This window comes from Promicromonospora sp. NFX87, assembly GCF_048564965.1.
Lineage (GTDB): Bacteria > Actinomycetota > Actinomycetes > Actinomycetales > Cellulomonadaceae > Promicromonospora.
In genome coordinates this window covers 831,370-855,278 of record NZ_CP183413.1, presented here as the reverse complement: position 1 = coordinate 855,278, position 23,909 = coordinate 831,370, and the positions used below count along the sequence as shown (strand labels likewise).

Annotated in this window: 12 protein-coding genes and 1 rRNA gene; 2 read left to right on the top strand and 11 right to left on the bottom strand. The window is 69.7% G+C overall.

Going from position 1 to position 23,909, the window contains the following annotated elements:
• Positions 1-155 precede the first annotated feature (155 nt).
• Positions 156-1,677, bottom strand: a 16S ribosomal RNA gene (locus ACNYC2_RS03800).
• Positions 1,678-2,480: 803 nt separating this feature from the next.
• Here ACNYC2_RS03800 and ACNYC2_RS03795 point away from each other — a divergent pair.
• Positions 2,481-3,146, top strand: coding sequence for an N-acetyltransferase family protein (locus ACNYC2_RS03795; RefSeq protein WP_419705755.1), 666 nt, complete (start codon positions 2,481-2,483; stop codon positions 3,144-3,146).
• A gap of 81 nt (positions 3,147-3,227) precedes the next feature.
• On the opposite strand, the gene ACNYC2_RS03790 is transcribed toward ACNYC2_RS03795, so the two are convergent.
• The 9 genes from ACNYC2_RS03790 to ACNYC2_RS03750 all read right to left on the bottom strand — a co-directional run bounded on the left by ACNYC2_RS03790 (position 3,228) and on the right by ACNYC2_RS03750 (position 19,486).
• On the bottom strand, positions 3,228-4,241 hold the full coding sequence (locus tag ACNYC2_RS03790; RefSeq protein ID WP_419705754.1) for a sugar phosphate isomerase/epimerase family protein: 1,014 nt from the start codon (positions 4,239-4,241) through the stop codon (positions 3,228-3,230).
• Positions 4,241-6,907 (bottom strand): PQQ-dependent sugar dehydrogenase, encoded by a 2,667-nt coding sequence (locus ACNYC2_RS03785; protein ID WP_419705753.1) that lies wholly within the window; start codon positions 6,905-6,907, stop codon positions 4,241-4,243. Before ACNYC2_RS03785 ends, ACNYC2_RS03790 begins: the two co-directional genes overlap by 1 nt.
• A 172-nt stretch (positions 6,908-7,079) precedes the next feature.
• Positions 7,080-8,081, bottom strand: coding sequence for a sugar phosphate isomerase/epimerase family protein (locus ACNYC2_RS03780; protein WP_419705752.1), 1,002 nt, complete (start codon positions 8,079-8,081; stop codon positions 7,080-7,082).
• A 59-nt stretch (positions 8,082-8,140) separates the two neighbouring features.
• Complete coding sequence (locus tag ACNYC2_RS03775; protein ID WP_419705751.1) at positions 8,141-8,761, bottom strand: hypothetical protein; 621 nt, start codon at positions 8,759-8,761, stop codon at positions 8,141-8,143.
• A 109-nt stretch (positions 8,762-8,870) separates the two neighbouring features.
• Positions 8,871-14,465, bottom strand: a complete 5,595-nt coding sequence (locus tag ACNYC2_RS03770) for a ThuA domain-containing protein (RefSeq protein WP_419705750.1) — start codon at positions 14,463-14,465, stop codon at positions 8,871-8,873.
• 154 nt (positions 14,466-14,619) lie between these two features.
• On the bottom strand, positions 14,620-15,798 hold the full coding sequence (locus ACNYC2_RS03765) for a Gfo/Idh/MocA family protein (protein WP_419705749.1): 1,179 nt from the start codon (positions 15,796-15,798) through the stop codon (positions 14,620-14,622).
• Between the two features lie 75 nt (positions 15,799-15,873).
• Positions 15,874-16,929, bottom strand: coding sequence for a substrate-binding domain-containing protein (locus tag ACNYC2_RS03760; RefSeq protein WP_419705748.1), 1,056 nt, complete (start codon positions 16,927-16,929; stop codon positions 15,874-15,876).
• Positions 16,930-17,027: 98 nt separating this feature from the next.
• On the bottom strand, positions 17,028-17,987 hold the full coding sequence (locus ACNYC2_RS03755; RefSeq protein WP_419707770.1) for an ABC transporter permease: 960 nt from the start codon (positions 17,985-17,987) through the stop codon (positions 17,028-17,030).
• Positions 17,988-18,004: 17 nt separating this feature from the next.
• Complete coding sequence (locus ACNYC2_RS03750; protein ID WP_419707769.1) at positions 18,005-19,486, bottom strand: sugar ABC transporter ATP-binding protein; 1,482 nt, start codon at positions 19,484-19,486, stop codon at positions 18,005-18,007.
• A 192-nt stretch (positions 19,487-19,678) separates the two neighbouring features.
• Here ACNYC2_RS03750 and ACNYC2_RS03745 point away from each other — a divergent pair, with 192 nt between their 5' ends.
• A complete protein-coding gene (locus ACNYC2_RS03745) occupies positions 19,679-20,800 on the top strand; it encodes an ROK family protein (RefSeq protein WP_419705747.1) in 1,122 nt (373 codons plus the stop codon).
• Between the two features lie 113 nt (positions 20,801-20,913).
• Here the strand turns inward: ACNYC2_RS03745 and ACNYC2_RS03740 are convergent, their stop codons facing one another.
• The gene (locus tag ACNYC2_RS03740; protein ID WP_419707768.1) at positions 20,914-23,877 is read right to left on the bottom strand and encodes a family 16 glycoside hydrolase; all 2,964 of its coding nucleotides are present in this window, start codon (positions 23,875-23,877) and stop codon (positions 20,914-20,916) included.
• Positions 23,878-23,909 lie beyond the last annotated feature (32 nt).

Below are 23,909 nucleotides of genomic sequence, written 5' to 3'. Positions count from 1 at the left end.
TCAGCCCGGACAGGGCGACTCTTCGTCAATGTTCCACCCATGAGCAACCAACCCAGACGCGTACGGCCTGGGCCTGGCCTCTGCCACCAGCACCAACCCGAAGAGCCGGTCGGCGACCCCCACTATGTGGGGCCTGGTGGAGATGAGCTCCTTAGAAAGGAGGTGATCCAGCCGCACCTTCCGGTACGGCTACCTTGTTACGACTTAGTCCCAATCGCCAGTCCCACCTTCGACCACTCCCTCCCTTGCGGGTTGGGCCGTGAGCTTCGGGTGTTACCAACTTTCGTGACTTGACGGGCGGTGTGTACAAGGCCCGGGAACGTATTCACCGCAGCGTTGCTGATCTGCGATTACTAGCGACTCCGACTTCACGGGGTCGAGTTGCAGACCCCGATCCGAACTGAGACCGGCTTTTTGGGATTCGCTCCACCTCACGGTATCGCAGCCCTCTGTACCGGCCATTGTAGCATGCGTGAAGCCCAAGACATAAGGGGCATGATGATTTGACGTCATCCCCACCTTCCTCCGAGTTGACCCCGGCAGTCTCCCATGAGTCCCCGGCATGACCCGCTGGCAACATAGGATAAGGGTTGCGCTCGTTGCGGGACTTAACCCAACATCTCACGACACGAGCTGACGACAACCATGCACCACCTGTGTACGAGTGTCCAAAGAGTTCGTCATCTCTGACGCGTTCTCGTACATGTCAAGCCTTGGTAAGGTTCTTCGCGTTGCATCGAATTAATCCGCATGCTCCGCCGCTTGTGCGGGCCCCCGTCAATTCCTTTGAGTTTTAGCCTTGCGGCCGTACTCCCCAGGCGGGGCACTTAATGCGTTAGCTGCGGCACAGAACGAGTGGAACCCGCCCCACACCTAGTGCCCAACGTTTACGGCATGGACTACCAGGGTATCTAATCCTGTTCGCTCCCCATGCTTTCGCTCCTCAGCGTCAGTAACTGCCCAGAGACCTGCCTTCGCCATCGGTGTTCCTCCTGATATCTGCGCATTCCACCGCTACACCAGGAATTCCAGTCTCCCCTACAGCACTCTAGTCTGCCCGTACCCGATGCAAGCCCACAGTTGAGCCATGGGATTTCACACCAGACGCGACAGACCGCCTACGAGCTCTTTACGCCCAATAATTCCGGACAACGCTTGCGCCCTACGTATTACCGCGGCTGCTGGCACGTAGTTAGCCGGCGCTTCTTCTGCAGGTACCGTCACTTTCGCTTCTTCCCTGCTGAAAGAGGTTTACAACCCGAAGGCCGTCATCCCTCACGTGGCGTCGCTGCATCAGGCTTTCGCCCATTGTGCAATATTCCCCACTGCTGCCTCCCGTAGGAGTCTGGGCCGTGTCTCAGTCCCAGTGTGGCCGGTCGCCCTCTCAGGCCGGCTACCCGTCGACGCCTTGGTAGGCCATTACCCCACCAACAAGCTGATAGGCCGCGAGCCCATCCCCCACCGAAAAACTTTCCAACACCCACCATGCGGTCGGTGCTCATATCCGGTATTAGACCTCGTTTCCAAGGCTTATCCCGAAGTAGGGGGCAGGTTGCTCACGTGTTACTCACCCGTTCGCCACTGATCCACCCAGCAAGCTGGGCTTCACCGTTCGACTTGCATGTGTTAAGCACGCCACCAGCGTTCGTCCTGAGCCAGGATCAAACTCTCCGTAAAAGAGAAACATCCACACCCACCGAAGTGAGCGTGAACAATGATACCGGCCAGACCAATCTGATGATTAAGATCTGTCCAAAACAACCCCCACATGATGCGACCCGACTAACCGGACGGTCAGACGATGCCACACCCGCAAGGGGTTAAAACATTGGCATTGACTATCAAGCACACTGTTGAGTTCTCAAACAACCGACGCACACCGTCAGATCCGCAATCTTTCCGATCGCTTCCCTGTCCGGGGCAGTGCCTGTAACTTACCAGGCTCTTTCGGACTTTTCCAAATCCTCTCTGGCCTCTCAGCCGGGGAGAATTCTTCGGTCATCCGAAGCATTTCTGCTTTCCATAACCTACCACGTTCTTTCGGCCGATCAAATTCGCTTCCGTTTCTCAGAAACGAAGGAATTGCATCTGCCTGCCGAATGCGGCACCACATCTTGTTCCGGGGAACACAAAGCTTCCCGGTCCTGCGATGTGGGTTCCAGCCCCGGCGCGGCCACCCGTCCGTTTCCGGTCGGTGTCCGTCTGCCCGGCGGGCTGACCTGGAGAACATTACACACGATCCCCCGTGGACGCCACTTCGCTCGGAGTGGCCTGCGGCACACTGCGTTTCCGCAGGTCAGGGCCTGTTTTGAACAAGTCATGACACCCCCTGGTACGACGCTTGTGACGGGGGCCACGTCGAACAGCTCGCCACGCCCCTCCACGCCGCCGGACCGACCCGCCGTTGGCCTGTCCAGCACCGGCATTTTCCGGTTCGGGCCTCCTGATCGCCGCTTCGAGCCTCGTACTACGTTCGGACAGTGACATCCGAGCCCGGGGCCGCGTCCCCCGCCCCCGCTGAGACTCCCACCGACGAGCCCACCGAGACCGCCGAAGCACAGCGCACCACCACACCCGGCGGCGTGCGCAGGGCCACCGCCGACGACGCGGCCGAGGTCGCGTGGCTTGCCGCCCTGACCTTCCCCCTTGCCTGCCCGCCGGAGGCCTCGCGCTCCGAGATGGCGACGCACATCGCGCAGAAGCTGACCCCCGCGCGATTCCGTGAGTGGGCGACCAGCGACCGGCACGCGCTGTTCGTGTACGACGACGGCGCGCGTCTGCTCGGCTACGCGCTCCTCGTCCTCGGCACCCCCGAGGGCGCTGCCGAGGCCGCGACCGTCCAGGAGGCGAGCGGGCGGCCGGCTCCCTACGTCGAGCTGTCCAAGATCTACGTGCAGCCGGACGTACAGGGCGGCGGCGTCTCCGGGGCGCTCATGCGAGCAGCGTCCGAGGTGGCGGACGAGCTCGGTCCCGGCCTGCCCTACTGGCTCGCGACGAACGCGCAGAACCTGCGCGCCCAGGCCTTCTACCGGAAGCACGGCTTCGAGGTGGTCGGCAAGCGCACCTATGTGGTGGGCGGGCTGGAGCACGACGACGTGGTCCTCCTCCGGACGGCCCGCCAGAAGACCCGTCAAGAGGACTGGTAGCCAGGCGGCGTCGCCGTCCGACAGGAAGAGGTGTGGCCGACGCCGGACGGCGTCGGCCACACCCCTCGTTCCCCTACCGGATCAGCAGCGCTCGGCGCGCAGCGACCGGATCTCGACGTACGACCGCTCGGCGTTGCCGAACGAGTCCACCGGGAAGCCGGGCGCGGCCACCGTGGCGGCGTTGTCCTGCTCCCAGATGCCGTGCCGGCGGCCCGAGCCCGCGAGCGCCGACAGGAACTCGGTGTACGGCAGGTCGCCGGCACCGAACTCCACGATGTCGTAGCCCCCGGTGTTCGCCGGGTTCGCGTCGCCGTCCTTGAGGTGCAGGAGCGGGTAGCGGTGCGGGTTGCGCTTGACGTAGTCCACCGGCTCGAAGCCCGGGTAGCGGTGCTTGCCCACGAACGCCCAGTAGACGTCCATCTCGAGGAAGACCTTCCTCGGGTCGGTGTTGTCGTAGAAGACGTCGTAGAGCCGGACGTCCGGGTCGTCGGTGGCGAAGCTGAACTCGCCGTCGTGGTTGTGCTGGTAGAACTTCAGGCCGCGAGCGCGCGCTGCCGCGCCGAAGCCGTTGAACTGCTCGGCGGCGGCGAGGTAGCCCGCGACCGTGCGGTCGTTCGTGGGCGCCTGCGCGGTGCCGATGTGCTCCATGCCGAGGATCTCGGCGATGTCGAGCTCGCGCTCCATGTTGTTCGCGAAGTCGGCGATGCCGCGGTGCGACCCGACGGCGCGCAGGCCGTTGTCGTCGAGCAGCTGCCGGATCTCCTCGGGGGTGATCGCCCCGACCTGACCCTGCGTGTACCCGGCGAACTCGACCTCGGCGTAGCCCATGTCGGCGAGCCGCTCGAACACGGTGCGGAAGCCGAGCGAGGAGACCTTGTCCCTGATCGAGTACAGCTGGATGCCGATGTGGCCGGCGGGCACGAGCACCCGGCCGCGGCCGACGGTCGCGGCTGCGGTCTCCGCGGCGGGCGCGAGGGTCGAGGCGGCTGCGGTGCCCGCGAGCCCGGCCCCGGCCAGCGTGGCCGCACCCACGGCCACGGTGCCGCCGGCCAGCCTCAGGAAGTTCCTGCGGTTGACGTCAGTGCGTGATTCCATCACTGCTCTCCTTCGGTCTGAGCGGCCCCGGTCGGGCCGGTCGAGCTCTGTGCGGCCGCGGAGGGCGCGCCGACGCCCTCGCCGACCATCGTGATCGCGTCCACATCGAGGCCGCCGGTCGCGGTGATGTAGAGCGTTCCTGTGGTGCTGCGGTCCCGGAACTGCAGGTCGACGTCCTGCCAGGCTCGGGCGTTGACCCTGGCGCTGGCGAACGGCTTCGCCTTGGGCGAGCCCCAGCGCAGCTCGACAGTGCCCTTGCCGCGGATCTTCGCGGTGGCGCTGTCGATGCCGGACAGGTTGACCCGCTCCAGGGCTACCGAGTCACGCTTCGCCAGGCCGTCGACGTACGCGCCGGCCGAGGCCGCCTCGTCCTGGACCACCTCGACGCCCTTGAGGGTCGCGTGCTCCGCCTCCTGCAGCTTCGGGTTAAGGCGCAGGGTGGCCTCGCCCTTCGCGGGCGGCAGGCCGTTGGCCCCGTTGTCGGTGTAGGTGACGACGACCGCGCCGTACAGGTGCGAGCCGGCGCCGTGCTCCGGGGAGTTGGGGTCGGTCGGGAAGACGCCTGTGCAGCCCGTGCCGGACACCTCGGGGTGGGCGTGCTCGTCGTGGCCGAGCCCGTAGGACCAGGCGACGCGGCTGCAGACCGTCTCGCTGCCGTCCTCGGCGTCCTGCGTGGTGACCTGGAACGGCACCGCGTCGCCCCAGTCGAAGAAGCCGCCGTCGGCCGGGAACTCGACGGTGACCTCGGGTGCCTGGTTGCCGACGCTGATCTCCTGCGAGGTCAGCGAGAACTTGGCTCGCGCGTCGGTGACCCGGAGCCGGGCCGTGTACACGTCGAGCTCGGTGTAGGTGTGGGTCGCCTGGGCGCCGCTGGCGTCGAACGTCCCGTCGCCGTCGAAGTCCCACTCGTACGTCAGCGCGTCACCGTCGGGGTCGGTCGAGGCGGACGCGTCGAACGAGACCTCCACGGGTGCGGACGACGACGATGACGGCGTGGCCGTGAACCGTGCCTGGGGCGCCTTGTTGCCCTCCGCGTAGTCGATCCGGTACAGCCCGGAGTCGGGGTTCTGCCGGAAGAAGCCGTCGCCGTACTCCAGCACGTACAGGGAGCCGTCCGCGCCGAACTCGAGGTCGATCGGGTTGTCGTTGCGGAACATCCCCGCCGCCTCCAGCGCGGTGTTGGGGAAGAAGTCCTCGATCTCGCCCACCTCGTACGTGGACCAGTCCACGCTGAACGCCGCGAGGTAGTCCTGCGAGAACTCCCCGAAGAACGCCTTGCCGTCCCAGACCGCAGGGAACTTGCCCGGCGCGGTCTCGTCCGCGTCGTAGTGGTAGACCGGGCCGCCCATCGGTCCCTGTCCCGTGCCGGAGCCGAAGTTCACGAGCTCGTCGCGCGGCTGCTGCCCCGGCTGGTCGCCGTAGTACAGGGTCGCGGCCCGGGCCGGCGGAAGCTCGGTGAGGCCGGTGTTCCAGCGGGAGTTGTTGACGGGGGCCGCGCAGTCGAAGAACTCGCGCGGCGTCGCCGTCTCGAAGTTCCACTCGTTGTAGGCCGCGTTCGGTCCGTGGCAGTACGGCCACCCGGAGTTGTGCGGGTCGTCGAGCCCGACGGCGTTCCACTCCACGTAGCCCATCGGCCCGCGGTCCGGGTTCGCCGCGCCGGCGTCGGGGCCGTAGTCCGCCCAGGTGAGCGAGCTGGTCTCCGGGTCCACCTCGATGCGGAACGGGTTGCGCACACCCATCACGAAGATCTCGGGGCGGGTGCCCTCGGTGCCCGGGGCGAACAGGTTGCCCTCGGGGATGTCGTACGTGCTGCCGGCCCCCGGCGGGGCGCCGGCCGGGATCTCGTCCTTCACGTCGATCCGCAGGATCTTGCCGCGCAGGTCGTTGGTGCTCCCCGCACCACGACGGGCGTCGAAGCCCGGGTTCATGTTCGGGGCGTCGTTGTTCGGGGCGTACCCGTTGGCGCCGGGCGTGCCGGCCGGGGTGTTGTCACCCGTCGACAGGTAGAGGTTGCCGTCGCCGTCGAAGTCGATGTCCGCGCCGACGTGGCAGCACTGGCCGCGCTGCACCTCGACGTCGAGGATCGGCTGCTCCGAGGCCGGGTCCAGCGCGTCACCGGTGAACGTGAACCTCGACAGGCGGTTGACGCCCACCCACCGGTCCCAGTAGCTCTCGTCCTCGCCCGCGGGCAGCGTGTTGGGTGCGTTGCCCGCTGGCGTGTCCGCCGCACCGTCGCCGTCGGCGTCCCGCGGCGCGTACACGAGGTAGACCTCGTTGCTCTCCGCGAAGTCCGGCGCCAGGGCGATGCCCTGCAGGCCGTCCTCGGAGTTCGCGTACACGTCGAGGGTGTTGACCAGCTTGGTGACCCCGGTGGCCGGGTCCGTCAGGCGCACCTGGCCGTTGCGGGCCGTGTGCAGCACCCGCGAGTCAGGAAGGACCGCCATGTCGATCGGCTCGCCGACGTCCTTGGTGAGCAGGATCTTCTCGTAGTTGCCCCAGTCGGTGTCGGCCGCTGCCTCCACGTCCTGGGTCTCGTGGCTCGGGTGGCCCGGGTGGGCGGACGCCGTCGGCGTGGCCAGGAGGGCCGAACCGACCAGCGCGGCCGCCGCGGCCACGGCGAACGTCTTCTTTTGGCGCGCTCGCGCGCGTGCCTGGATAGGCTTCATACGTGATGCAGCTCCTCGTCGAGTTTCGTCACGCAGGCCGGGCCTCGTCCGCATCCCATTCGTCCGGGGCCCGGTCCTCACGCACCTCCGCCGTCGTACCGCGACGGCGAGGCCTGTCCGTTCGTTCCTGGTCGTACCTCCCTGTTCAGCCCTGTTCAGCGCGTCGTCGACGTCAGCGTGTGGAGAAGGCCGCGTCGAACGCGGAGTCCGGCGCGTCGAACGCGTGGGTGCGCACGAACTCGAGTGCCTCCGGGGCACCGACGAGGCGGTCCATGCCGGCGTCCTCCCACTCCACGGAGATCGGGCCGTCGTAGCCGATCGTGTTGAGCATCCGGAACGCGTCCTCCCACGGGACGTCTCCGTGCCCGGTCGACACGAAGTCCCAGCCGCGGCGCGGGTCGGCCCACGGCAGGTGCGAGCCCATGCGGCCGTTGCGGCCGTTCGTCATGCGCTTCTTCGTGTCCTTGCAGTCCACGTGGTAGATCCGGTCCTTGAAGTCCCAGAGGAAGCTGACCGGGTCCAGGTCCTGCCACACCATGTGGCTCGGGTCCCAGTTCAGGCCGAACGCCTCGCGGTGGCCTATCGCCTCGAGGGTCCGCACGGTGGTCCAGTAGTCGTAGGCGATCTCGCTGGGGTGCACCTCGTGCGCGAACTTCACGCCTACCTCGTCGAACACGTCGAGGATCGGGTTCCAGCGGTCGGCGAAGTCCTGGTAGCCGGCCTCGATCGTGGCGTCGGAGACGGGCGGGAACATCGCCACGTACTTCCAGATGGCGGAGCCCGTGAAGCCGACGACGGTCTTCACCCCGAGCTTGGCCGCCAGCCGCGCGGTGTTCTTCATCTCCTCGGCGGCACGCTGCCGCACGCCCTCGGGGTCGCCGTCGCCCCATACGCGGTCCGAGACGATGTCCCGGTGCCGCTGGTCGATGGGGTCGTCGCAGACGGCCTGGCCCTTGAGGTGGTTCGAGATCGCCCACACCTTCAGGCCGTGCCGCTCCAGCAGCTCCAGACGCCCGGCGACGTACTCGTCGTCGTCCCAGCGCCACGGGTCGAGGTGGTCGCCCCAGCAGGCCAGCTCGAGGCCCTCGTAGCCCCACTTCGAGGCGAGACTCGCGACCTCCTCGAGCGGCAGGTCGGCCCACTGGCCGGTGAACAGGGTGATCGGTCGTGCCATTTTTCTTTCCTCCTGTGCGTGACGGTCCGGCGTCGCCGGTCGTACCCATCGGTCTTCGGTCAGGTCGCCCGCCTGCGCAGGACGACGACGGTCGCCGCTCCCGCGACCACGAGCGCCGCCAGCGCCCAGCCGGTCCATGCCGGCAGACCGCCGGACGACGGCGACCCGTCGCCCGCGGACGCCGGCGCGCCGGCGGCGTCCGCCTCGGGGTTGACCCCTGCGGCCTCCGAGCCGTCCGACCCGGACCCGGACTCGGACTCGGGCGCTGCGGACTCGGACGGCGGAGCGGCCGGGGCGACGACGTCGACCTCCACCTCGACCTCTGCCTTCTTCGGCTCCTTCACCTGCGCTGTCACCGTCCAGTGCCCCTCGCCGAGCAGCTCGGGCTCGGAGCGGTACCAGCCGACCCCCTCGGACGCGGAGACGAGCGTGACGGGGCCGACCTCGTCGCCGTCGTCGGACACCGCCCGCACGACGACGACTGCCGACTCCTCGACCGGGTGCCCGTCGCCCGCCCAGGCCAGCGCCGCCGAGACGCCGCCGGCGCCGTCCGTGCCGACCTCGATGTCGATCTTGCCGCCGTGCGCGGCGGCAGGAGCCATGGCGGCGGGTACCGCGACAGGCGCCGCGAGCCCCAGCGCCAGCAGGAGCACCGCGCCGAGGCGGGTGAACCGTCTCATGTTCTTCCTCTCCGATTCGCGGGGGCCCGGCGGTCAGCGGCTGTGCCGCTGACCGCGGGCCATGGTGCGGTGGGGCGTGCACCGGGGGCCGGTGCACGCCCCAGGTCGCTCAGCTGTCGCACTCCTCCTCGACGGTCACGATGACGTACGCCTTGCCGGACGGGCTGAGCACCCAGTCCCCGGCCGCCGTCAGCTCGGCGCCCTTGGCCGGTGTGGCGATCACGCGGTAGTCACCCGCGGCGAGGTCGCGCAGGTTGCGCGGCTTGCCGTCCGCCTCGCCGTCGACCCAGTTGTGCACGACGTAGCTGCGCACCCCGGGGAGGACCACCGGGACGATCGAGCCACCGTCGTCGCACGTCGCCGCCGTCACCACGACGTCAGGCGTGCTGGGGTCGGGGCACTCCGGCTGCTCGAGCGTCACGAACAGGATGGCGTTCCCGTTGTCCCGGACCCGCCAGCCGTCCTCGCCGAGGAGGACGTATCCCTCGGCCGGCCGGGCCACGATCCGGTACCTCCCGGGAGCCACGTCGTCCAGGTCGTCGACGACGTCACCGGCGGCGCCGTCCACCCACTCCCGCACGACGTAGGACCGCACGCCCTCCACCTCGGCGGTGACCAGCGCACCGCCGGTGACGACCTCGGCACCCGACTGGTTGTAGTGGCAGGTCGGCTGCACGACGTCGACCGCGGGCGTCGCCTCGGTCAGCTGCGGTTCGAAGATGGTGAACTCGATGGTCTCGCCGACCACGGTCTCGCCGTCCGCCGAGGCCCGCACCTGGACGGTGTGGGCGCCGAACGTCGAGATCTCCACCGGTGCGGTGTACTCGGTCCAGCCGTCGTCGTCGACGTTGACCTCCCGGTACACCGTGGCGCCCTCCGGACCGCCCGTGGTCTCCACGGTGACCGTCACCGGCCCGAGCCACTGCCCGTCCGGACCGTCCGGCTCAGCCGGCGACAGCGAGCCGGTCACCTCGAGCGGCTCGGCCGCGCCCGCTACCCGGAAGTAGTCGAACGACGCCGTGGCGACCGACTGCTGCGGGCCGCCGAGTGCGAACAGACCCACCCGGGCGTCCTGCAGACCCTCGTGCGTCACCGGCTCGGCGAGAGCGGTCCACTCCTCGCCGTCCGCGCTGTACTCACCGGTGAAGGAGGACCCGGCCTTCGACAGCCGCAGGTGCCACACGCGTGACGTGAGGCCGTTCGCGCCCGGCTGCGGGTCCTGTATCACCGCATCGACCTCGCTACGCAGCTCGATGCGCTGTGTGACGGCGCTGCCCGGAGCGTTGTCGGTCACGAGGTCGAGCTTGACGTAGTTGTCGTCGTCCCCGTACACGATCAGGCCGCCCTGCTGGTACTGCTGGTCGAAGCTCGACCCGTCCACCAGCGTCTCGACGGTCCAGTCGTCCTCCGGCAGGTCCTGCACGACGATGTTCGGCGTGTCGGTGTTGTCGCCGGTGTAGATGTCCGTCGCCGTCGTGTCGATCTCCAGCGCGCCACCGGTCACCCGGTAGCCCGTCGGGTCCTCGCGCACGACGTCCCAGCGGCAGGCGTCGAGGGCGTCCCCGTCGAACTCGTCCGCGGGCCCGGGGGCTGCGGACGTGTCGTCCGGGGTGATGTGGAACCAGTCGAACCGAGCGTCCACGACGCCGGCCGCCGAGCCGCTGCCGGCGAGCGCGAACAGCCCGATCTGCGGATCGGCGATGCCCGCGAGCGCCTTGGTCTGCGGCATGGCCGTGAACTCCACGCCGTCCGCCGAGTACGACGCCGTCAGGTCCTCGCCGTCGCTGCTGGCCAGGCGTACGTAGACGGTGTCCGGGTACGCCGCCCCGAGAGCCGCGGTGTTGGAGTCCGCCACCTCGTTCGGCGCGCCGGCCTCCTCGCGGATGTACTGGAAGATGCGCGTGGCCGGGTCGGCGGGTGCCGAACGACCCTGGAGCACCATCTTCGCGTAGTTGTCCGCGTCGCCGTAGATCACCAGACCGGCCTGCTGGTACTGGGCGTGCGCCGGGATGGTCACCTTGGCCGTCGCGGTGAACGGACCGTCGGGCAGGTCCTGCAGGACGACGTTCGGCACTGCCGTGTTGTTCGTCCCGTAGAAGTCCGTGGCGGTCGCCGGGATCGTGAGGAGACCGTCGGCGACCCGCAGGTCCTGGTTGCGTTCGAGCACGGTCCAGCGGTCCGGGTCGAGCTCCTCACCGAGGAAGTCGTCCGACCGGCCCGACAGGCAGAGCTCCGGCTCCGGGACGATCCCGGTGACCTCGACCATGACGTACTCGACGGCGTACGCGCCGCGCTCGTCGGTGACCCGCACCTGGAGCCGGTAGCTGCCCGGCTCGTCGTAGGTGTGCTCGAAGGACGACGTACCGTCGACGAACCCGTCACCGAGTCCGGCGTCCCAGGCGTAGGTCAGGTCGCCCGTTCCGTCGGGGTCGGTGGCCTCGGCGGTGGCCGTCACGGTCAGCGGGGCGTCGCCCGCGACCGGGTCGACCGTCAGCTCGACCTCCGGCCGTTCGTTGTCGGCGACCCCGCGGCCGTCGATCTCCATCCAGTTGACGTTGATCCCGCCGGAGAGCAGGACGAAGTGCAGCGAACCCGAGCCGGCGGGCACGTTGGTTAGCTCGGTGCCGACGTCGACGTACTGCTGCCAGCCAGGGGTACTCGGCACGGTGATCCGGCCGATCTCCGGGCCGTCCGGGGCGTCCCAGCGCACCGAGACCTCCCCGCCACCGGCGCCCGAGGCGGCGCGCAGCGAGATCGCGTCGACGCCGTCCAGGCTCAGCGGCTCGTGGGCCCAGTAGTCACCGGGTTCGATGAACCCGATGTTCTGGCCGCCACCGGCGGTGTCGCCCGTCTGCTCGGTCACGACGCCCGGGTCGCCGGTGCCGTCACCGATGCCCTCTGCGCGGCCCGTGCCGGTGAAGAACTCCGACTGGATCAGCTTGGGCTGCAGCACCTGCAGGTCGTTCCTGGTCAGAGGTTGGCCCGCTGCGCCGCCGTCGTCGGTGTAGAACGCCTCGATCACCCAGAAGATGTTCGCGTCGATGCCGTGGCCCTCGTCGCGGGCGGTGTCGAAGACGCCCGAGCAGCCGGTCAGCTCACCGAACGGGTGGGAGTGCCCCGCGTGCCCGAGCCGGGTGAACAGCGTGACGTTGTCGCAGTTCACCTCGCCGTCGGGATCGTCGATCGCGACCTCGTACCGCACCTGGTCGCCCCACTCGAAGAAGCCTCCGTCGTCCGGGAAGGTGATCGTCACCTCGGGGGCGATGTTGCCCACGACGATCGTCACGTTCGCCACGCCGGTCAGCCCGTCCGCGTCGGTGGCGACGAGCTGGGCCGTGTAGCGGCCGTTCTCGGTGTACGTGTGGGTCGGGTTCGCCTCGGTGCTCGGCGCCGAGCCGTCGCCGAAGGTCCACTGCAGCGTGAGCGGTTCCCCGGCCGGATGGCGGGTGCCCTCCGAGGAGAACTCGACGGTCAGCGGCGCCAGGCCGTCGGTGACGTCGGCGGACGCCCGGGCGATGGGTGCCGGGTCGCCCTCGACATAGTTGACCTTGTACACGCCCGAGCTGTCGTTGTTGCCGCCGAAGCCCGAACCCCAGTCGACGACGTACAGCGCACCGTCGGGCCCGAAGTCGAAGTCCATCGGCCGGTCGAACCCGGCCTCCGGGTCGAAGATCTGCGGCAGGACCCGGTTGATGTCCACCAGGTCGTCACGCTGCTCGCCGGCGAGCTGGAACGAGTACATCCGCCCCTGGTTCCACTCCCCGAACAGCGCCTTGCCATCCCAGTAGGCCGGCCACTTGACGTCGGACTCCAGCTCCGGGTCGTAGGAGTACACCGGGCCGCCCATCGGGGCGCCACCGCCGCCAATCTCGGGGAACAGCGGGTTGGTCCCGTACCCGTACCAGACCTCCGCCTCGACGGCGGCGGGCAGCTGCGTGATGCCGGTGTTGTTCGGCGAGTCGTTCACCGGACCGCCGGCGCAGTCGAACGCCGCACCCGACTGCCCCGTGGCGAAGTCGTAGTCGCGGTAGGCGTTGTTCGCCCCCGTGCAGTACGGCCAGCCGTAGAAGCCGGGTTCGCTCACGACGTTCCACTCGACCGTGCCGGCGGGCCCGCGCGTCGCGCTGGCGGCTCCGGCGTCCGGGCCGTAGTCGGCTACGAGAACGTTTCCGTTCGCGGGGTCGACGCCGATCCGGAACGGGTTGCGGAAGCCCATCGCGTAGATCTCGGGCAGGGTGTCCGCCGTACCCGGCGCGAACATGTTCCCCTCGGGGATCGTGTACGAGCCGTCGTCCTGCGGCGTGATCCGCAGCACCTTGCCGCGCAGGTCGTTGCTGTTGGCCGACGTGCGCTGCGAGTCGTAGTTCGCCCGTCCGGACCGCTCGTCCAGCGGCGCGTAGCCCTGGGAGTCGAACGGGTTCGTGTTGTCGCCGGTGGCCACGTAGAGGTTGCCGTCGGGATCGAAGACCATGTCACCGCCCGCGTGGCAGCACGTCTGGCGCTGCGTCGGGATGATCAGCACGGTCTCCTCGGAGGCCGGGTCGATCGTGCCGGCGCCCGCGTCGTACTCGAAGCGCGAGACCCGGTTGTGCGGGCCGTCGTCGCCCACGTCCTGCGGGGACCAGAACAGGTAAACCCAGCTGTTGGTCGCGAAGTCCGGGTCGAGCACGATGCCGGTCAGCCCGTCCTCGTTGGACTGGGTGACCTCCAGCGTCACCGCGGTGCTCGTGGTGTTCGACTCCGGGTCGATCGTCTGGACGCGGCCGTCACGCTCGACGTAGAAGACGGTCCCGTCGGGGGCGACGTCCAGCATCATCGGGTTCGCGGTGTCCTCGTCGAGCGGCACCATCTCGTAGCTGTCGCTCTGGGTCGCGGCACAGTCCGAGTCGACGACGCCTGCCGCGGTCTGCAGACCGCCCAGCAGGTGCTCGACGAACTCCGGCTCGGTGTACGAGGCGTCGGTGTGCCCGCCGCCGGTGTACCAGGACCGGCCCCCGTCGTACTCCTGGCACCAGGCGATCGGGTGCTCGGCACCCATCGCGCCCGTGCCGGCGGAGTAGCTGGACTCGTCGAGCGAGGCCAGGACGTGCACCTCGTCGCGCGGGTTCGTGCGGAAGTTGTACCACTCGTCGTGGCGGTCCCAGCGGTCCGGCAGGTGCGCCGTCGAGGCGTGGTCGTGGTCCTCGACCTTGACCGTGGCGTCCTGGTTCTGCGGGTGGGAGTTGAAGTAGGCCCCCACCAGCTCGCCGTACCAGGGCCACGCGTACTCGGTGTCGGACGCCGCGTGGATGCCCGCGTAGCCGCCGCCGGCCTGGATGTACCGCTCGAAGGCGGCCTGCTGCTCGTCGGTGAGCACGTCGCCCGTCGTCGAGAGGAAGACGACGACCTCGTAGTCGGCGAGGCCCTCGTCGGTGAAGACGCCTCCGTCCTCTGTCGCGGTGACGGTGAAGTCGTTGGCCGCACCCAGCTGCGTGATCGCCTGGATGCCTGCGGGGATCGAACCGTGCCGGAAGCCCGCCGTCTTGGAGAAGACGAGGGTGTCGAAGGGCTCGGCCGCGGCCTCGCCCGGTGCGGCGGCCACCTGGGCCTGCGCGGGCTGCGCCGGCGCCGGCTGTGCGGCGGCCGTCACTGCCAATGGAACAGCAAGAGCGGTCGTGGCTGCTGCCACGACCACCGACCGCAGAACGCGGCGGGTTCGTTGCACGTTTCTCACCTGGAGCTCCTCATCGAGTCGGGTCAGTACTAGTGCGTGCATGTGTTGCTGCGGTGCGACTGCCGTACTGCCGTGCTGCTAGCGGTACTGCTGCGGTGCGGGCGCCGGCCCGGGGCGGTGCTCTGCACCACCCCGGGCCGGGAGCTCAGACCAGCGACACCCATCCCCCGCCGCCGTCCGCGCTGCGCTCGACGGCGTCCAGCACCCGCTGGACCACCAGACCGTCGCGGAAGGACGGCGTCGGCTGCCGCCCTGCCGCCAGGTCACCGACGAGGTCGACCACCTGGTGCGTGAACGCGTGCTCGTAACCGAGCCCGTGCCCCGGCGGCCACCAGGCGCCGCCGTACGGGTGCTCCGGCTCCGTGACGACGATCCGGCGGAAGCCGGCGGTCGCCGCGTCGTCGGCCGCGTCGAAGAAGTGCAGGAGGTTCATGTCCTCGAAGTCGAACGCGAGCGAACCCTTCGAGCCGTTGATCTCCAGCCGGATCGCGTTCTTGCGGCCCCAGGCGAACCTGGTCGCCTCGAAGGTCGCCAGCCCGCCGCCGGACATCCGCCCGAGGAAGATCGCGGCGTCGTCCACCGTGACCTGGCCCATGCGGCTCGTGTCGGCAACGCCCGACAGGCTCCCCGACGCCGCCGCCTCCGGGCGCTCGTGCACGAAGGTCTCGAGCAGGCCGCTCACCCCCGTGAGCAGCTCGCCCGTGACGTACTGCGCGAGGTCGATCACGTGCGCGCCGATGTCGCCCAGCGCGCCGGAGCCCGCCTTCTGCTTGTCGAGCCGCCACGACATCGGCGCCTGCGGGTCGGCGATCCAGTCCTGCAGGTACTGCGCGCGCACGTGCCGCACCTGGCCGATCCGCCCCTGCTCGACCAGCTGCCTGGCCAGGGCGATGGCGGGTACGCGGCGGTAGGTGAAGCCCACCATCGCGTGCACGCCACGCTCCGCGGCGGCCTCGGCCGCCGCGACCATCGTCTCGGCCTCGGCCACGCTGTTGGCCAGCGGCTTCTCGCACAGGACGTGCTTGCCCGCCTCGAGCGCCGCTATCGCGATCTCGGCGTGCGTGTCACCGGGCGTGCAGACGTCGATCAGGCCGATGTCGTCCCGCTTCAGCAGCTCGGACCACCCGACGACCGCCTCGTCCCAGCCCAGCTTGTCGGCCGCCGCACGGACCGCGGCCTCGTCCCGCCCCGCCACCGCGCGCATGCGCGGTGCCAGGGCCAGGTCGAAGAACCGCGGCGCCGTGCGCCAGGCCTGCGAGTGTGCCGCCCCCATGAACGCGTAGCCGACCATGCCGACCCCGAGCTCGTTCTCAACGCTGCTCATACCGCGCCTCCCCCCACTGTCGTCTCACTGCCGTGTCGCACGCCCCGGCGGGCGTCGTCCTGATGTGCCACCGCGTCAGGAGTCGAAGCCGATGGGCAGGTACTCCTCGACGTTGTCCGCCGTGACGACGGGCGCGAAGAGCTGGACGGTGCGCGGCACGCCGATGGACGCGAGGTCGCCCACTGTCTTGTTCTGCGCGATCAGGCGGGCGAGCTTGACGCCGTCGGCGGCCTGGGTGGACGGGTAGATGACCGTGGCCTGGACCACGCTGTCGCCGGACTGGATCTCCTCCATCATGTTGCGCGACCCCGCGCCGCCCACCAGGAAGAACTCGTCGCGGCCTGCGTTCTCGATGGCTGCCATGACGCCGACACCCTGGTCGTCGTCGTGGTTCCAGATGGCGTCGATCTCCGGCTCGGCGGACAGCAGGTTGGCGGTCGCCTCCTCGCCGCCCTCGACCGTGAAGTCGGCGGCGACGCGGGCGTCGACGTCGAGACCGCAGTCCTCGAGCGCGTCCTTGAAGCCGTCGCTGCGGTCCGTCGTCAGCGGCAGGGCGTCGATGCCCGCGATCTCGGCGACCACGGCGTCCGGGTTGTCGCCCAGCTGCTCGCAGATGTAGGTGCCGGCGCTCACGCCCATGCCGTAGTTGTCGCCCAGCACGGTGGTGCGCGCGGCGAACGGGCTGCTGAACTCACGGTCCACGTTGATGACGGGGATGCCGGCCTCCATGGCGTCGAGCGCCACGTCGGTGAGGGCGGCACCGTCGAACGGCAGGAGCACGATGGCGTCGACGCCGTCGTTGATGAAGCCTTCGATCTGGCTGATCTGCACGTTGACGTCGTTGGTGCCCTCGGCGACGCGCAGCTCCACGTCCTCGTACTTCTCGGCCTCGGCCTCGGCCGCCGAGGTGATCGCGCCCATCCAGCCGTGGTCGGCGGCCGGGGCGGAGAAGCCGATGACGACCTCGTCGCCGGGCTCGTCGTTCTCGGTGGTCGTGACGGGGCCGGTAGCGGCCGTCTCCTCGTCACGCGGCTCGTTGCTGACGCAGCCGGTGACGACCAGTGCGGCACAGGCCGCTGCGATGAAGGCGCCGGAGACCCTGCGCGTGCGTACTGCGGTGGACGAGGTCATGGTGATCTCCCTTGATCTGGGGTCGAGCTTGTCTGGGTTGACTGGAACGACTTGGCTTGAACGATTGCCGGCGGGCGCGCCGCCGGGTGGCACGGGGCTCACGTGCTCGTCGCCTTCTCACGCGAGGCGAACCACTGCTGCAGCAGCACGGCGCCCACGATGATCGCGCCCTTGGCGATCGCCTGGACCGAGCTGTCGAGGTTGTTGATGACGAACACGTTGGTGAGCGTCGAGAAGATCAGGACGCCCAGCACGGTGCCCGTGATGGTGCCGCGCCCGCCGGCCAGCAGGGTGCCGCCCACGACGACCGCCGCGATGGTGTCGAGCTCGAGGAGCGTCCCGTGCGTCGAGGAGCCGGAGGTGGTCCTGGCCAGCAGGATCACGGCGCCGATGCCCGCCGTCAGGCCGGAGAGGCCGTACAGGTACAGGGTGTGCCGCTTGATCTTGATGCCCGCCAGGCGGGAGGCCTCGGGGTTGCCGCCGATGGCGACGGTGCGCCGCCCGAACGTCGTGCGGTTCAGCAGGAACCAGCCGACGGCCGCGACCACCACGAAGATCCACACGATCACGGGCACGCCCAGCGGCCGGGCCTGGAACACGTCGAAGAACGGCTCCAGGTCGTCGAGGATCTGCGTGCGCCGTCCGGCGATGAGCTCCGCGAGGCCGCGAGCGGCGGCCAGCATCGCGAGGGTCGCCATGAACGCCGGCACCTTGCCGTACGCGATGATCAGGCCGTTGATGAGGCCCGCGACGAGCCCGACGGCCAGCGCGGTCACCACGATGACCCACCAGCCGTAGTCCTGCGCCAGGTACTGGGTGGACAGGGTCGAGGCCCAGACCGAGGCCAGGGCGAGCACCGCGCCGACCGACAGGTCGATACCACCGGACGTGATGACGAACGTCATGCCGATGCTCACCACGCCGGTCACCGCCGCGAGGCTCAGGATCGTCGTGACGTTGCCGAAGCTCACGAACCGCTCGCCACCGGTCACCACGCCGACGACGACGAGCAGGATGAGGGCGGCCACGAGGCCACCCATCCGCAGGGCTGGGCCCATGAGGGCCGATCGTCCGCTCACGCGGCACTTCCTTCCATGACCAGGTCGAGCACGGCGTGCTCGTCGATGTCTTCGGCCGGGCCTTCATGGACCGTCCTGCCGTCGGAGATGACCAGTACGCGGTCCGCGAGGCCGAGCACCTCAGGGATCTCGCTGGAGACGACGACCACGGCGGCGCCGTCGTCGGCCAGGCGGCGGATCAACGTGTAGATCTCGGCACGCGCCCCGACGTCGACGCCGCGAGTGGGCTCGTCGAGCAGCAGGACGCGGCAGCCGTGCACCAGCCAGCGCGCCAGCAGCGCCTTCTGCTGGTTGCCGCCGGACAGGGTGCGGGCGTCGCGGTCCGCGGAGGCGGGCCGCAGGTCGAGGGCCTCGATCTGCTCGCGCGCCGCGGCGCGCTCGGCCCCCTCGTCGAGGAGTCCCCCACGCGCGAAGCGCGCGAAGGTGGACAGCGTGATGTTCCGGTACACGGGCTCGTCCAGGAGCAGGCCCTGGCTCTTGCGCTCCTCGGGGCACAGCCCGATCCCCGCGGCAACCGCCGCGTGCACCCCGGTCCCCAGGCGCTTGCCACCCAGGCGAACGGTGCCCGACGTCGAGCGCCGGGCCCCGTAGACGGTCTCCAGGATCTCGGAGCGGCCAGAGCCCACCAGGCCCGCCAGGCCGACGATCTCGCCGGCCCGGACCGTGAGGGAGACGTCCTTGAAGACGTCGCCGAGGCCGAGACCCTCGACCTCCAGCACGGGTGCGGCGTCCTCCGGGACACCGGGGCGCTCCGGAAAGGCGTACTCGACCGAGCGGCCGGTCATGAGACGGATCAGCTCGTCCGTCGGGGTGTCCGCGACCAGCAGGCTCGTCGCCACGGTCCGGCCGTCCTTGATCACGGTGATCCGGTCGCCGAGCTGGCGGATCTCCTCCAGCCGGTGCGAGATGTAGACGACGGCGACGCCGTCGGCGGTGAGCTCACGCACGATGCGGTGGAGGTTCTCGACCTCCTCGGAGTCCAGCACGGCGGACGGCTCGTCCATGATGACGACGCGCGCGTCCCGGGACAGCGCGCGGGCCAGCGAGACGATCTGCTTGCCCGCCGCGGGGAGGCTGCCCACCTCGCGGTGGGGCGAGATCTCCGGGTGGCCCAGCCGCTTGAGGATCTCCCGGGTGTTGCGGGCCGCCTCGGACCGGCGCGTCACGCCGCCCCGCGCGAGCTCGTGCCCGAGGTAGATGTTCTCGGCGACGGTGAGCCCGTCGACGACGTCCAGCTCCTGGTAGATGGTCGCGATGCCGAGGTTGAGCGCGGCGACCGGGTCCGAGATCGTCACCGGTTCCTCGTCGAGCAGGATCTCGCCCTCGGTGGGCTGGTGCGCCCCGGCCAGGACCTTGATCAGGGTGGACTTGCCAGCCCCGTTCTGACCCAGCAGGCAGTGCACCTCGCCGGGGAGGACCTCGAGGTCCACGCCGTCGAGCGCCCGCGCGCCGGGAAATTGCTTCACGATGCCACGCATACGCAGCAGGGGCTGCTCGTCCCGTTGCTCTGCCCGCTGGGGGTCCACGTCGACCATGTATCGAACGTAGAGGGACTTTTGCCGACCGTCAAGCAAAAGTCGTGACTTCGCCCGCCATGATTGACTAGAGGCATGGTGGAAGTGGCACGGGAAGTGATTCAGCAGGCGCCCAAGGTCTCTGGAGCGGGGGACATGTTCCAGCTCTTGCGCGACGGACGGCCTCGCACGCGAGCCGATCTAGCGGCGGTGACGGGCCAGGCCCGCTCGACCGTCGCGGCACGCATCGACCTGCTCATGACGGCGGGGCTCATCGCTCCCGCGGGTGAGGCGTCCTCTACCGGTGGCCGCCCGCCGGCGACCTTCGCGTTCGCGCCGTCGGCCCGGGTGGTGCTCGGGGTGGACCTCGGCGCGACGCACGCGCGGCTCGCCGTGACGGACCTCGCCTCCACGGTGCTCGCGCACCGCGACCTGCCCCTGCTGATCACCGACGGGCCCGAGCTGGTGCTCGACCAGGTCGCGCGGACGGGTGCCGAGCTGCTGCACGAGGCCGGCCGCTCCCCCAGCGAGCTCGCCGGGGTCGGCGTCGGCCTGCCCGGGCCCGTCGAGCACGCCACCGGCAAGCCGAACAACCCGCCGATCATGCCCGGCTGGGACGACGCCGACGTCCCCGGCATCCTCGGCGCGCGGTTCCACGCGCCGGTGCTCGTGGACAACGACGTCAACATCATGGCCCTCGGCGAGCACCGCGCCGCCTGGCCCGACGTCGCGGACCTCCTGTTCGTGAAGGTCGCCACGGGTATCGGCGCGGGCATCATCGCCGACGGCGCCCTGAGGCGCGGCGCCCAGGGCTCGGCCGGCGACATCGGGCACGTCGCGGTGCCGGGCGTGACCGACGTCGTCTGCCGGTGCGGCAACATCGGCTGCCTGGAGGCGATCGCGAGCGGGCTCGCCGTCGCGAACGCCCTCGAGGGCGCTACGACCCCCGCCGACGTCGTCGCCATGGTGCGGGCCGGCGACGTCGCCGCGAGCCAGGCCGTGCGCCAGGCCGGCCGGGACATCGGCGCCGTGCTCGCCACGAGCGTCAGCCTGCTCAACCCGTCGATGATCGTCATCGGCGGCATCCTGGCCGACGCCGGCGAGCACATCGTGGCCGGCATCCGCGAGGTCGTCTACCAGCGGTCCCTGCCCCTGGCGACGCAGCACCTGCGCATCGTCACCGCGCGGACGGGGCCGCAGGCCGGCGTCCTGGGGGCGAGCGCCATGGCGGTGGACCAGGCCCTCTCCGCGGAAGCGGTGGACCGCCTGGTCGCGTAGGACCAGACAGCTCCGCACCAGACAGATCCGCGAAGTAGAGCGCCTGTCCGGCTCTCCCTGGCGTTTTGCCAGCGAGAGCCGGACAGGCGCTCTACTTCGCGGATCCCGGAGGGTCAGCCCAGGTCCTTGACCCGGACGTCGCGGTAGTAGATCGTCTCCCCGCCGCCGTGGTTCTGGAGACCCACGTACCCCTGAGCGAGGTCACGCGCGGGGTCGGTGCTGTCGAAGTCGTTCACCAGCACCCCGTTGAGCAGGACCTTGATGTTCTGCCCCACCACGCGGATCTCGTAGGAGTTCCACGAGCCCACGGGCTTCAGCGCCTGCTCCACGGCGTCCGGGTCCGCACCCTGGAAGGTGTAGATCGACCCGGTCGTGCGGTCGGGCTCGTCGCTCGCGTCGACCTGGATCTCGTAACCCTGGTTGACGGCGACCCACGGGTCGTTCCCGGGGTTCGGGAAGCCGACGAAGATGCCGCCGTTGTCGTCCTTCACGAGCTTCCAGTCCAGCTTGAGGCTGTACGTGCCCAGCTCCTGGCCGGTGTGCCAGAGCAGCCCCATGCCACCCGTGCTGCGGATCGAGCAGTCGGCCTGACGGCCGAACGAGCCCGCGCCCGCCAGTCGCCAGCCCTCGAGCGACGCCGTGGTGCCGTCGAACAGGGCACGGTAGCCGCGCTCGTACTTCCCGGGCCGGCAGATGTCCTGGACGCCACCGACCGTGAGGACGTCGAGGTTGACGTTGCCGTCGTCGTCGGCGTCGTAGCGCAGCGTGATGGTGTTGACGCCCTTGCGCAGCGGCAGGTCGCGCGTCGCCGTCGCCCAGGTCTTCCAGTCACCTGTCGACCCCAGCGCCCACGGCTCGACCTCCTCGCCGTTGACCAGCACCGACACCGTCTTGGTGCCCTCGAACGGGTTGGGTCCGTTCGAGTACCGCAGGCTCACCGGCTGGTTGCCACCGCGGCGGACGTCGGCCGTGAAGGTCGCCGAGGCGCCCACCTGGCCGAACCCGGCGGCGAAGCCGGAGCCGGAGTAGCCGCTGTGCTCGGTGGCCACGTTCGCGCTGCCGCGCAGCGAGGCCTCCTCCGCCTCCAGGTACCCCTGCTCGGCCGGAGCCTTGTAGCCGGGGATCGCGTTGAGCGTGTACCAGGCCTCGGTGTTCCACAGCTCGCGGCCCTCGGCGTCCGCGAACGGGCGCGGGCTGCGCAGGTGCACCACGCGTCCCGGCTCGAGGCCGTCCACGGTGAGCGTCACCTTCGTGCGGTCGCGCGAGACCTTGGCGCCCGCGACGAACAGCGGCCGCTCGTCGATCTTCGGCCCGCCGTAGCTGCGGGTCGGCACGTAGCGCCAGTGGTCCATCCGGAACGCCGCGTTGGGGTTCTCGGCGATCTTCGCCACCGTCTCCGCGGAGAGCGGCTGCGTGTACTCGACCTCGAAGCCCTTCCTGGTGACCCGCATCTCGGTCATGTCGAAGGCGTCCTCGCCGTTGGGCGTGAGCTTCTGCAGGCCGTAGCGCAGCTTGCCCGGCTCGCTCCAGTTGCCGCCCTCGCCGATCCCGCCGACGTACAGGGCGCCGTCGGGTCCGACGACGGTGCGGTTGACGCCCGCCTCCAGGCCTGCCGAGTGCCGGAACACCGCACCCTGGTACTCGCCCTCGACCTTCTCGAGGAAGCCGCGCTGGAGGCCGCCGTAGGTGACGTCGCCGAACACGAGCTGGTCCTCGAACGGCCCCTCGTCCAGCTGCACGGGCGAGCTGGGCGAGTTGCCGATCTCGTTCTGCGGCACCCACAGGGCGGGCGGCGAGACGGGCTGGTCGTCGTACGGGCCGGCCGGGTTGGTGAAGTGGTTGAAGAACTTGCCCTGCTCGACGTGCACGAGCTTCGAGCTGGGCAGCCAGGCGCCCTGGTTGTCCATCACGAAGAGCTCGCCGTCCGGGCCCTTGACCATGCCGTTCGGCGTGCGCAGGCCGCCGGCGACGTAGCTGACCTCACCGGTCCGACGGTCCACCTTGATCGCGGTGCCGCGGTTCTCGGCGGGCTGCGGGTCCGTGGTCGCGCCACCGTTGTTGATGGCGACCGACAGGTTCACGTAGAAGTACTTCTTGTCGTGCAGCAGGCCGAAGGCGAACTCGTGGAAGTTGCCGCCGAAGGGCCACTCGGCCACCGTGCGGTGGTCGTCGTAGAAGCCGTCGCCGTCGGGGTCCGTGAGCTCGGTGAGCTTGTCCCGCTCCGAGACGTAGATGGACTCGCCGATCACGGCGATGCCCATGGGGTTGAACAGGTCCGTGGCGACCTTCTCGTAGGTCACCTGGTCCTTCGAGGTCTCGCCCGTCACGTTGTCGAGGAGGAACACCTCGCCCGGCTCGGGGTCCTCGACCCAGCCACCGGGGCTCACCGAGCCGGACGTGACCACGGCGAGGCGGTCGTCGTCGGTCCAGTCGAGCCCGGCGACCATGGGCTCGAAGCCATCGGGCCGCAGGTCGGTGAGCGTGTAGCCCGGGTGCACGGCGTCGAGGCGCATGCCATCGCCCGCCGAGTCGTCCTGGCCCTCGCAGTACTTGGTGCCCGGGGCGGTCACTCGCACGACGCCGGCCTCGGTGCTCAGCACGCTCTCGGGGACGACGACGAAGTCCGCCGTGCCCGGCGGGCGCCACTCGAGCCGCAGGATGTTGTCGTTGGTGTTGTCGAAGTACTCCACGCGCAGGTCGTGGAACCCCGCCTCGAGAGCGACGGTGCCCTCCTTCGACTCCGCGCCGTGCAGGCCGTCGTTGTCGATGACCTCGGCGTCGTCGATCACGAGGCGCGAGCCGTCGTCGCTGGTGAGCCGGAACTCGTAGTTCCCTGCGGACGGCACCGACAGGTTCGCGAGCGCGTGCGCGATGAAGCGCTCGCCCATGCCGAAGTCGGCCTCCGTCGAGTAGTCGATGGTCGGCTTGAGCTGGTCCACGTTCGGCGTCTGGCCGGAGCGGAGCGTGCACAGCTCGCTCAGGTCGCGCGCCAGGTCGTAGGTCCTCAGGGTGACGCCGGGTTCCTGCGGCGGCAGATCGTCCGCTGCCGACGCGAAGGGGACGGTTCCCGACAGCATCACCGCTGTCAGTGCTACGGCAGTCGCGCCTG